Here is an 11,019-nt window from a genome sequence, read left to right on the forward strand (position 1 = left end):
CACTGGCTACCATTGCACCGTCTGAAGCTGATCGCCTGTCGCACCCGGAGGTTGGGTCGAGCATAACAAACGAGCCCTGGACCGCCGGAGAGAACGGCCAAGAGCTCCGAAAGGCACGGCGAGGCTCACAAGGACGACGCTATATACACCGGCAGTATTTGGCTGGCCAACGTTTCTCTGAATTGATCAAGCGTCCCTTAGAACTCCGCTGTGTAGCTTGCGTCATGTTCAATCCCTAGCAGTCACAAGCGGACTGGGCTTTGCCACTTTGATGAGCCGGCGTGATCGTCCGTGGCGTTTCGGCTGCAACCCTCACAAGCGCACCAGCCCGATCTTCGTTATCCGCGCCACGCATCACGATTTGAGCACATCATCTGGCACGGGCGAGGGCGGCACCAGGGCGGGCATCTACAAGCGATGCCGCCGATGTGACCGATCGTGAAGCCGTTGGACCTTGGGCCAGGCTCGCGCGAACACACATGATCGACAGCGGGCAATTGCATCCTCCCCCAGCAGCCCGCACGGCAGCGGTCCCGGCTCGCCCCGGCTGGGACCGCGAGCCCCCAAAGGCTCAAAAAGATTCAGAAGCGGCCTTGGTCCATTGGAGCGAATGCAATGCGTGCGGTTTTGGGTTTAGGACTGTTGGTCGCCTTGGGTGCTTCCGCGGCTGCGGCAACGGTGCATCACGCCCGTCCGCGCCACCACGTCTTCATTCGTCCCGGCGTGGCCTCGAGCTTTGCCGCCGTTCCAGGCTCGGTTTACGCGCCGCCTCCGCCGCCGGCCTATTACGGCGACACCCCGAGCTACAACGATCCGTCCAAGTTTGGCGGCGAAGCAGCGGCGCCGACAACGTACTGAGTGGGCGTCGGGCCGTACTTCGGCGGGCTGAGGCCGAAAGATTTGAAGCAGCGCTTTTGCGCCTAAGTGCCTGATCTTGTTTGGTGAGCGCGCTGGGGATCGAACCCAGGACCCCGTGATTAAAAGTCACGTGCTCTACCGTCTGAGCTACGCGCTCGCTCCCTTGACCATGGTTGCCGCATCCGAAGCGTCGCGGCTTGTCTTGCACCATGCTCCGGCCCGCGCTGTGTAGGGGTCGATCCCCCGCGGGTCAATAGTTGCGAATGGGACCCGTACAAAGCGGGCCTCTGCCCGGATTCCGCAACTCCAGGCCACCGTTAGGCGCCCTTCTTTAGGAGATAAAGGCACGAATCGTCAAAACCATCCAAACCCAATCAGCGGCCGTCGCGCGGGACCTCGCTGCCGGCGCGCTGGGGCGGGGCGACCGGGAGGGCGACCGGGCGCAGGCCGATCAGTTCCGCCGTTCGCACGGCGGTGTTGCGCCAGAAGGCGAAGGAGTTCGCCCGTGAGAGCTCCAGCGTGGCGATCGCGACCGCCGACAGAAAGGGCAGGCTCTCCAGCACCAGCACGACGGCGAAAATATAGATCTCGTGGATCTGCCGCGCGCTGTTGGTGGCGATCAGCACGCCCGCGCCGGCCAGCAGCAGCACGGCGATTACGGCCTCCCAGAACGCCTGGAACTCGATCGACATCCGCGACAGCCCACCCTTGGATGTCCGCGCAAAGGGCAGGTGCTCGGTGATCAGGCCCTGCGCGACCGCGCGGCACACCGTCCATTGCACGCTCATGGCCGCAATCATCGCGCCCAGCATCTGCCCGGTCTTCACCGGCACCCGCAGGCGGTACATCACCAGGAAATGCCCCAGCGAGACCACGAAGGCCGCGATGATCGGCAGCGTCAGGATGCGGTCGGGAATGGCGATGTCGGCAAAGGCCACGATCGGCACCCAGATCAGGTTCAGGATCGCCACCAGCACACCCAGGCTTTCCGCGCCGAGCCAGTTCAGCCAGCCCAGCGAGAATTCGCGCTTCTGATCCGGCGTCAGCCGGCTCGCGCCGGGCAGGAAACGCCGCCAGTGCTTCTTGACGATCTGGAAGCCGCCATAGGCCCAGCGATGGCGCTGCTTCTTGAAGGCCTCGTAAGTGTCGGGCAGGAGCCCCTGGCCGTAACGGCTGTTGGTGTAATGCGTGAGCCAGCCGAGCTCCTGGATCGCAAGGCCGAGATCGGTGTCCTCGCAAATGGTGTCGCTCGACCAGCCGCCGGCCATGTCCATGGCCGCGCGGCGGATCAGGCACATCGTGCCGTGCACGATGATGGCGTTCTCCTCGTTGCGCTGGACCATGCCGATGTCGAAGAAGCCGGCATATTCGCCGTTCATGACGTAGTGCATCAGCGAGCGGTCTTCGTCACGATGGTCCTGCGGCGCCTGCACGAGGCCGACGCGCGGATCGTTGAAGACGGGCACCAGGTCTTTCAGCCAGTCGGGGTGAACCACATAATCGGCATCGATGATGCCGATTATCTCCGCATCCGCCGCCGTGCGGTCCATGGCGATACGCAGCGCGCCGGCCTTGAAACCCGAGACCTTCTCGGCATTGATGAACTTGAAGCGCTCGCCGAGCGCGCGGCAGTGATCCTGGATCGGCTGCCAGAACGCGGGATCGGGCGTGTTGTTGATGATGACCACGCATTCGAAGTTTGGATAGTCGAGCCGGGCCAGAGCATCGAGCGTCTGCTTCAGCATCTCCGGCGGCTCGAAATAGGCCGGCACGTGGATCGATACTTTCGGGTATGCGGCTCCGGCTGCAATGGCGCGCATGTTCCTGCCCTTCACCAGCAGGCGGCGCGGCAGATGGCCGAACGCGACGGCCGCGATTTCCTCGATCCGTGCCATCGCGATCAGGATCAGCGGGACCAACAGGATGAGGCCCAAGGTCAGCGCGAAGGCCGAGCCGAACACGAAATAATGGCCGTTCCAATAGGCGAACACGGTGGCGATCCAGGCGCCGACGCCGTTGGCGGCGGCCGACAGCACCAGGGCCTGCGGCGCGGTCGGCGCTGCCATGCTCAGGATCGGCAGCGACATCAGGATGCCGACCAGAAGCGCGATCGTGGCCAGCTTCCAGTAATCTGGATTCACGATCGGTCCGGTCCAGGAAAACTTCGGCTCGCGCGCGGCGTTGAGGACGCCCCAGTAAGGACCGACGCCGCCCTCGAAGAATTTCCAGGGCTGATCGATCGCCTCGACGATGTTGTATTCCATGCCGATGGACTCGGCCCGGGTGACGAAATTACGCAGCACCGTGGCCTGCTGGAACGGTCCGGGGTCGGCATTGAGCAGATTGTAGCCGGCGCTGGGCCAGCCGAACTCGGCGATGACCACCCGCTTGCCGGGATATTTCTCGCGCAGCAACTGGTAGAGATAGACGGCCTGATCGACGGCCTGGGCGGAGGAGAAATTCTCCCAGTAGGGCAGAACGTGCGCGGCGATGAAATCGACATTCGACGCCAGGGACGGATTGTCGCGCCAGATGTTCCAGATTTCGCCGGTCGTGACGGGGACGTTGACCGACTTCTTCACCCGCTTGATGAGCTCGATCAGGTCGTCGACCTTCTGTTCGCCGCGGTAGATCGTCTCGTTGCCGACGACGATGCCGATCACGTTGCTGTTGCGGCGGGCGAGATTGATCGCGGCCTCGATCTCGCGCTCGTTGCGGTCGGAGTTTTTGTCGATCCACGCGCCGACGGTGACCTTGAGCCCGAACTCGGCGGCGATCGGCGGCACCAGCTCGACGCCTCCCGTCGACGAATAAAGACGGATCGCCCGCGTTATCGTCGAGAGCTTCTTCATGTCGGCGCGGATGCGCTCGATCGTCGGGATGTTGTCGACGTCCGGGTGGGCCGTCCCTTCGAACGGTGCGTAGGAGACGCTGGGCAGCATGCCCTTGAAATCAGGTGCCTCCTGCTTGTCCTGAAGAATCCCCCAGAGCGCCGCGTGAACGGCGCTGACAAACAGCAGAACGGCAACGACGGCGCGCATCGCGACTAGACCAGATGGGGCATGCAGTGGGACATGCGAACCTGTCCCCTAGGTTCGACCGACACGACGGCGACTAAAGGATAGTCCTGCCACGCCATTACACAACTGATATGACGCCATGGCGTTTTAAGGGCGCAGCATTCAACTCGCATGGTCCAGATGGTTGCTAGCCCATCAAACCTGAACGCGGGCTGACTACTTCGCGGGCGGCTGAGGCGAGGCTTGCGGCTGCGGATTGGCCGGTGTTGGCGTCGGCGCGGGAGTTGCACCCGCGGTCGCGGGCGGGTTCGACGGCGCGGCCGCCACGGCCTGCGGCTGGGCGCCCGGATTGATCCAGCAGGCGTGGACGTGGTCCCGCAGACTGTTGGGGACTTTGTCGTCGATCTGGTTGGCGAAACGGGTCAGGCAGCGGAAGGCGGCCTGGATATGGCCACCGGGACAGCCGAAGCGGTCATACAGATCGAGGTGACGGAAGGCGGTGTCGAGATCGTCGACCCAGACGAGCTGCACCACGCGCCGGCCGAGCCAGACGCATTCGGGGTTTCCGGCAGGGCCGTTGATGGCCTGCGCCGCTTCGACGAATTGGTCGATCTTGTGCTGGCTCTCCTTGGCCGCGTCCGCCTGGTTGGCCGCGGCGGGTTTGCCCGACTGCTCCTGGGCCTTGTTATCGCCACTTTGGGCGAAGGCAGTTCCGATACTCAAGAGGGCGATAAGCCCGGGGACAGCGAGACGGCGCACAGTGATGTTCTTAAGCTCAAGCACCCGTCGACGCATGGATTCCCCAATTGTTGCAGTCCTTCCGCCGCCTCCGCCGCGGATATGACCGGTGATGCCGTTCAAATGGGTCCCCAATGCGGCAGAGACGCAGCGCTGATCCCATGACCTGTATTTCGGATTTTGTCCAGCAAAGTCACAACTTTATCGTTTTGTGGTAAAATCCTGTGACGAGCAGTCTGGAAAGAAGGCGCTTCCGGCTCTTGGCAGACGGCCGGCTTCCGGCTAATCGACGCTTCCCCCGCCTGGAGGATGGAACTGATTTCTTTTCGTACGCCACTGGCGCTGTTGCTCGTCTCGTTGGGCGCGATCGCTGCCGTGTGGTGGTGGCTGGCCACGCCCATTATGCTCGAGCGCGCGCCGATCGATCCCAGCGCCAAGCTGCAATGCGTCTCCTACGCGCCGTTCCGCGACGCGCAGTCGCCGCTCAGCGGGAATGTCCATATCTCGGCCGAGCAGATCGAGCAGGACCTGACGCAACTCGCCAAGGTCACCGAATGCGTGCGCACCTATTCGATCGAGTACGGCCAGGATCAGGTCGCGGGTATTGCGCAAAAGGTCGGGCTGAAGGTCATTCAGGGCATCTGGCTCAGCAACAACCGCTTCAAGAACTTGAACCAGATCGCGACCGTGGTCAGGCTGACCAAGCAATATCCCGACGTCATCACGGCCGTCGTGGTCGGCAATGAGGTGCTGCTGCGCGGGGAGATGACGGTCAACGATCTGGCGGCCACCATTCGTTCGGTGAAATCGCAGGTGACGGTCCCGGTCACCTATGCGGATGTCTGGGAATACTGGCTGAAGAACCGCGAAATCTACGATGCGGTCGATTTCATCACCATTCACATCCTGCCTTATTGGGAAGACTTCCCAATCCGCGCCAAATTCGCTGCCGCCCATGTCGATTCGATCCGCCAGCAGATGGCAGTGGCTTTTCCCGGCAAGGAGATCCTGATCGGCGAAACCGGATGGCCAAGCGCAGGGCGGATGCGCGAAGGCGCGCTGCCGTCGCGGACCAACCAGGCGCGCGTGGTCTCGGAAATCCTGTCGCTCGCCAAGCGGGAGAATTTTCGCGTCAACCTGATCGAAGCCTACGACCAGCCCTGGAAACGGCAGCTCGAGGGGACGGTCGGCGGCTTCTGGGGCCTGTTCGATGCGGCGCGGCGGGAGCTGAAATATCCGCCCGGCGTGCCGATCAGCAATTATCCGCTCTGGAAGTGGCAGATGGCCGCCGGCATGTTGATCAGCGTATTTGTGTTCGCCGCCGCGCTCCTCACGCTGCGCCGTAGGCCCTGGACGCCGCGGTTGAGCTCCTGGATCGCCGTGGGGATTTCCGCGACCACGGCCGGAATCCTGTTCGGTGTTGCCGCCGACAAGATGTTCTATGAAAGCTACGGTTGGGGCGGCTGGCTGCAATGGGGCGCGCTGTTCGCCGCCGGAATTGCCTCACCCATCCTGGGCGCCAATGCGCTGGTGTCCGGACGCTCGCTACCGACCTTCCTGGACCTGCTCGGCCCGCGCCACGACAAGCGCCGCGAGGCTTTGACCCTGGTATTGGGGGCGGCCTTGATTGTGACCGCAGTCATCGCTTGTGAAACCGCGCTCGGCTTTGTCTTCGATCCGCGCTACCGCGATTTCCCGTTTGCTTCGCTGACCATGGCGGTAGTGCCGTTCGCGCTCTTGACGGTGAACCGGCCGCAGCAGGGCCAGCGCCCGATCGCGGAAGCCGTATTCGCCGGCCTGCTCGCGATGTCGGCGATCTATATCGGCTTCAACGAGGGCCGGGATAACTGGCAGTCGCTCTGGACCTGCGCGATCTATGCGCTGTTCGCCGTCACGCTGTGGCGGGGGCGGGCCGCGCAAAGCCTAAAATGAGCAGGCCGATCGCGATCCCCGAGAGCGCGACGTTGTAGAGCACGATCCCAAGGCCCGCCGCGATCAGCCCTCCCGTCAGCAGCACGATCGAGGGGCGGATGACATGCAATGCCGCGATCACCAGGGCGACGATGCCGAACACGTTGTTCTTGAACAGCGCGGTCGCGACCGAGCGCGACGTGCACAGCACGGTCCGCAGGCCCGCATCGCAGGCCAATGCCACGGTCGAGAACTCGATCGCGAGATAGCGCAGGTACAGCGCATAGCCGACGCTGACGAAGCCGACGATGAGGAGCCATTGCACCTGATAGGGCGTGAGCCGGAACGGAGTTTTCTTCATGCCTGATCGACGTCGAATGGAGGCGAAACAGCGGTGTGCCCCGGCTCATCCTGCCGAGGCTTGCAGACCTACACCCAACCCGCTGCAAAGACGAGGGTAATTTAATGCCTGCCGAACAGCGTCGAAAAGGCCGATGGCTGCTCCGGCTGTGGGGGCGGAGGCGGGGGTGGCGCCGCCGGCGGCGGCGGTTCCTCTTTCTTGGCGTGCTTGCTCCGCTTGTAGGAACCTTGCTTGGCCTCGGGCAACGGCTTAGCCGCCACCGAAAGCGGCTGATTCTCGTCGCCCGTCATCGCCAAACGCTGGCCATCATAGACCGTGGTTTCGCAACCGTGCTTGCGCTCAGCGAGCGCCGCGCAGATCTTTGCGGCCGTCGCTGCATCCTTGAGCGGGCCTGCCGCCAGATGAAGCTGCATGCCCAGCCCATTATTGCCTTCCTTCACCATGATGATGGGGCTCAAGGTGGAGAGAGCTGCGTTTGAATGCCGCACCCCGCGCCAGAGCGCGCGCAGGCCGCCGAGCGAATTGGCGCTGCCCAGATCCACCGCAAAATCCGTCCGCTGCACATCGACCGTAACCGTCGCCTGCTCCGGCGCTTCTGAGTTTTTGGCGGATGCCAAAGCGGTCAGTTCGGGCGATGGCCGCTGCGAAGCGGCCGGCGGCGCAGCCGAGGCAGTCGCGGGCGCGTTCGTGCCTTTGGCGTCGGCCGTCTTTACATCGGGTGCTTTTGCATCGGCCGTCTTGATGTCGTGTGTTTTAGCATCGGCTATCTTGGTATCGGCCGCCTTAGCCTCGGCTGTCTTAATCTCGGCTGTCTTAGTATCGGCTGTCTTAGTATCGGTGATCTTGGCGTCGGCCGCCTTGATCTCGCCCGCCTTGGCCGGCTCGGCGGGTTTCGCTGCGGCCGGTTCGGGTGGTCCGATCATGGATTTCGCCATCAGCGATGCGGCGGCAGCCGGGTTTAAAGGTCCCGCCGATGCGTTCGCGTTCGCGGCCGCCGATGCAGGAGCCTGCGTTTCAGGTTTGCTCGCGTCCGCGTGTGATTTATCCGCGGCAGGCGGGGCTGCCGTCGTGGTCGTCACCGGGGCCGGAACCGCTGTTGCGACAATTTGCCCGGTCGGCTGCGCCACCGCACTTTGCGCCGACACGGGCGGGGCGGCGGAGGGGTGCGGTGCTGGTGCCGGGCTCTGCTTTGCGAGCGCGCCGGTGACCGAGTCCAGTCCTTGCTCGAGCACCGTGACGCGGGCAAAGAGCCGGTCGCGGTCGCTGTTCAGCGTCTCGATCGCGGAAACGAGCCGTCGCGTCTCGTTCTGGCTTTCGCGCGCGAGCGCCTGGATTTGCTGGGCCTGGCGCGCGAGATCGGCGGCTGCAACCTGCTCGCGCCGCCAACCCAGCGACGATTGGTTGGAGACGACCGCAAGAACCACGGCACCCACCGCAGTCACTCCCCAGGTCCCAATCCTCAATAAAGCGCGCCGGTCGAATTCATTCTCTTCGGCGAAAAGCCCGGACAGAAGCCCGGTATTTTCGAGCTCGAAGGCGCCGGCCTTTTTGTCCGTTTCCTTTGCCATACGAAGGGGAACCTCAACGAATCACAGCGAAACATTAACAGGAATTGGCGACCGATCTTGAATCCCGGACATTTGCGGGGCGGGAAAAACGCTTTATGACGGCGCGCTGACGACAAGTTTGCGAAAAGGACAGCAATGAACGCTCGATCCAGCCTGACAGTGGTGCTCGCGGCCGGCGAGGGCACACGGATGCGCTCGCAATTGGCGAAAGTATTGCATCCGATCGCCGGGCAGTCGCTGCTGTCCCATGTCCTGCAGGCCGCGCCCAAGGGCGCTGGCGCCTCACTTGCCGTGGTGATCGGGCCTGACCATCAGGCGGTGGCCGATGAAGTGAAGCGGCTTCGTCCCGACGCCTCCATCTTCATCCAGCGCGAGCGGCTGGGCACGGCGCATGCGGTGCTGGCCGCGCGCGAGGCGATCGCACGCAGGCCTGACGATCTGCTGGTCGTCTTCGGCGACACGCCCTTGATCTCCGCTGCGACGTTCGATCGGCTTCGCGCACCGCTGAGCGAGGGCGCGGCGCTTAGTGTCCTCGGCTTTCGCGCCACGGATCCCACCGGCTATGGCCGGCTTCTGCTCGAAGGCGGCCGGCTCGCCGCCATCCGCGAGCATGCTGATGCCAGCGCTGCGGAGCGCGAGATCGACCTGTGCAATGCCGGCGTGATGGCGTTCGCCGGCGACAAGGCGCTCGGCATTCTCGAAAAGATCGGCAACGCCAACAGCAAGGGCGAATATTATCTGGTCGATGCCGTCGCCATCGTGAGAGACATGGGATTGGAGGCCGTCGTGATCGAAACAGACGAAGATGAAGTGCGCGGCATCAACACCAAGGCGCAGCTTGCGGAGGCGGAGGCCGTAATGCAGGCGCGGCTTCGCCAGGCTGCGCTCGATGCCGGTGTCACCATGATCGCACCTGAGACGGTCTTTCTTTCCGCCGATACGACCTTCGGCAAGGACGTCACCATCGAGCCGTTCGTGGTGATCGGGCCAGGCGTCACCGTCGCCGACGGCGCGGTGATCCATTCTTTCTCGCACCTCGTGCAGGCCGCGATCGGCAAAGGCGCCTCCGTCGGACCCTACGCACGGTTGCGGCCCGGGACCTCGCTTGGCGACGGCGCGAGAATCGGCAATTTCGTGGAAACGAAGGCGGCGCGGCTGGAAGCCGGCGTCAAGGTCAATCACCTCTCTTACATCGGCGATGCGGAGGTCGGTGCCAACACCAATATCGGCGCTGGCACCATCACCTGCAACTATGACGGCTTCTCCAAACACAAGACCATGATCGGCAAGGGCGCCTTTGTCGGCACCAACTCCTCGCTGGTCGCGCCGGTGAAGATCGGCAACGGCGCCTATATCGGCTCGGGCTCGGTGATCACCAAGGACGTGCCTGACGATGCCATGGCCGTGGAGCGCAGTCCGCAAAGCATCCGCGAGGGCGGTGCGACGCGCTATCGCGAATTGAAGACGAAGGACAAGAAGCCGAAAGGCTGAGCGGGAACAATGGGGGCGGTGACCGCGCTAATCCTCGCCGTCGGCGAATTCGGAAAACATCGCGCGCGTCAGGCGCCAGCCGCGCGGCCTCGTGCGCTTGCCCGGCTCACCGTCAGGATGTTTGACCTTCAGCATCGCCGGCGCCTCGCGATCGTGATGCGGCGGCGGCCAGTGAGCGAGATGCGTACCGGCGGTTTCGCTGGCGCGCGCATGCATGAAGGCGATTCCTTTGGGGGCGGGCGATTTGTCGCGCTTGCCGCTCATGGTCCATTCTCCACTTGGGTCGATCGTGGATCAAAAAGCGTTGACCCTCGGTTAAGGCCCCGGCCTCCGGGAAATCGCGGATGGCGGGCGGCGGTGCGGAGGATTAGGCTCTCGGCTTAACGTTGTCGCAATCGGCAATAAATATTGAGTCCTGCAGGGAACCGAATTTCGTTAAAGATTCCCGCGGTTTTTACGATCATTTCCTTAAACTCGGAGATTGATCCGCATGTGCGGGATTGTCGGGATTTTGGGGCGCGCACCGGTCGCCGAGCAGCTGGTCGATTCATTGAAGCGGCTCGAATATCGCGGCTACGATTCCGCTGGCGTCGCGACGCTGGAAGGTGACCATCTCGAGCGCCGCCGCGCCGAGGGCAAGCTGAAGAATCTGGAGAAGCGGCTGCGCGCCGAGCCGCTGGCGGGCCATACCGGTATCGGCCATACCCGCTGGGCCACGCATGGCAAGCCGACCGAGAGCAACGCCCATCCACATGCGACCGACAATGTCGCGGTCGTGCACAACGGCATCATCGAGAATTTTCGCGAGCTGCGCACCGAGCTGGAGCAGAACGGCGCCGAGTTCTCCTCCGANACCGACACCGAGGTGGTCGCGCATCTTGTCGAATCCTATCTGAGCAAGGGCTATTCGCCCCAGGATGCGGTNAANGCATCGCTGCCGCGTCTGCGTGGCGCGTTTGCGCTGGCGTTCCTGTTCAAAGGCCATAACGATCTCATGATCGGCGCGCGCAAGGGGTCGCCGCTCGCGATCGGACATGGCGAGGGCGAGATGTATCTGGGGTCGGATGCGATC

General features: G+C 63.5%; 8 protein-coding genes, 1 tRNA gene and 1 pseudogene. 4 read left to right on the forward strand and 6 right to left on the reverse strand.

The genetic code is table 11. The features are described from left to right. Positions 1-615: 615 nt before the first annotated feature. On the forward strand, positions 616-858 hold the full coding sequence (locus tag F758_RS0106245; RefSeq protein WP_024507057.1) for a hypothetical protein: 243 nt from the start codon (positions 616-618) through the stop codon (positions 856-858). 81 nt (positions 859-939) lie between these two features. Here F758_RS0106245 and F758_RS0106250 read toward each other — a convergent pair. The 3 genes from F758_RS0106250 to F758_RS0106260 form a co-directional block, all read right to left on the reverse strand. Then, positions 940-1,015: transfer RNA gene (locus F758_RS0106250), tRNA-Lys, on the reverse strand. 217 nt (positions 1,016-1,232) lie between these two features. Beyond that, positions 1,233-3,899 (reverse strand): glycosyltransferase, encoded by a 2,667-nt coding sequence (locus F758_RS0106255; RefSeq protein WP_024507058.1) that lies wholly within the window; start codon positions 3,897-3,899, stop codon positions 1,233-1,235. Between the two features lie 195 nt (positions 3,900-4,094). After that, positions 4,095-4,673, reverse strand: coding sequence for a hypothetical protein (locus tag F758_RS0106260; protein WP_024507059.1), 579 nt, complete (start codon positions 4,671-4,673; stop codon positions 4,095-4,097). A 252-nt stretch (positions 4,674-4,925) separates the two neighbouring features. On the opposite strand from F758_RS0106260, the gene F758_RS0106265 reads away from it, so the two are divergent. Then, entirely contained in the window at positions 4,926-6,548 is a 1,623-nt protein-coding gene (locus F758_RS0106265) for a glycoside hydrolase family 17 protein (protein WP_024507060.1), read from the forward strand. Here the strand turns inward: F758_RS0106265 and F758_RS0106270 are convergent. Together F758_RS0106270 and F758_RS0106275 are read right to left on the reverse strand one after the other, a co-directional pair. Further along, a complete protein-coding gene (locus F758_RS0106270) occupies positions 6,508-6,888 on the reverse strand; it encodes a hypothetical protein (protein ID WP_024507061.1) in 381 nt (126 codons plus the stop codon). The genes F758_RS0106265 and F758_RS0106270 overlap by 41 nt on opposite strands. 101 nt (positions 6,889-6,989) lie before the next feature. Continuing rightward, positions 6,990-8,456, reverse strand: coding sequence for a hypothetical protein (locus F758_RS0106275; RefSeq protein ID WP_024507062.1), 1,467 nt, complete (start codon positions 8,454-8,456; stop codon positions 6,990-6,992). Between the two features lie 135 nt (positions 8,457-8,591). Here F758_RS0106275 and glmU point away from each other — a divergent pair, with 135 nt between their 5' ends. Continuing rightward, positions 8,592-9,947: a bifunctional UDP-N-acetylglucosamine diphosphorylase/glucosamine-1-phosphate N-acetyltransferase GlmU gene (gene glmU, locus F758_RS0106280; RefSeq protein WP_024507063.1), complete on the forward strand. Its 1,356-nt coding sequence runs from the start codon at positions 8,592-8,594 to the stop codon at positions 9,945-9,947. 27 nt (positions 9,948-9,974) lie between these two features. Here the strand turns inward: glmU and F758_RS0106285 are convergent, their stop codons facing one another. Then, positions 9,975-10,211, reverse strand: coding sequence for a hypothetical protein (locus F758_RS0106285; RefSeq protein WP_024507064.1), 237 nt, complete (start codon positions 10,209-10,211; stop codon positions 9,975-9,977). 226 nt (positions 10,212-10,437) lie between these two features. Between F758_RS0106285 and F758_RS43355 the strand changes: the two are divergent. Next, positions 10,438-11,019 (forward strand): annotated as a pseudogene (locus F758_RS43355) (glutamine--fructose-6-phosphate transaminase (isomerizing)); the annotation flags it as partial.

Source organism: Bradyrhizobium sp. ARR65 (genome assembly GCF_000472385.1).
Lineage (GTDB): Bacteria > Pseudomonadota > Alphaproteobacteria > Rhizobiales > Xanthobacteraceae > Bradyrhizobium.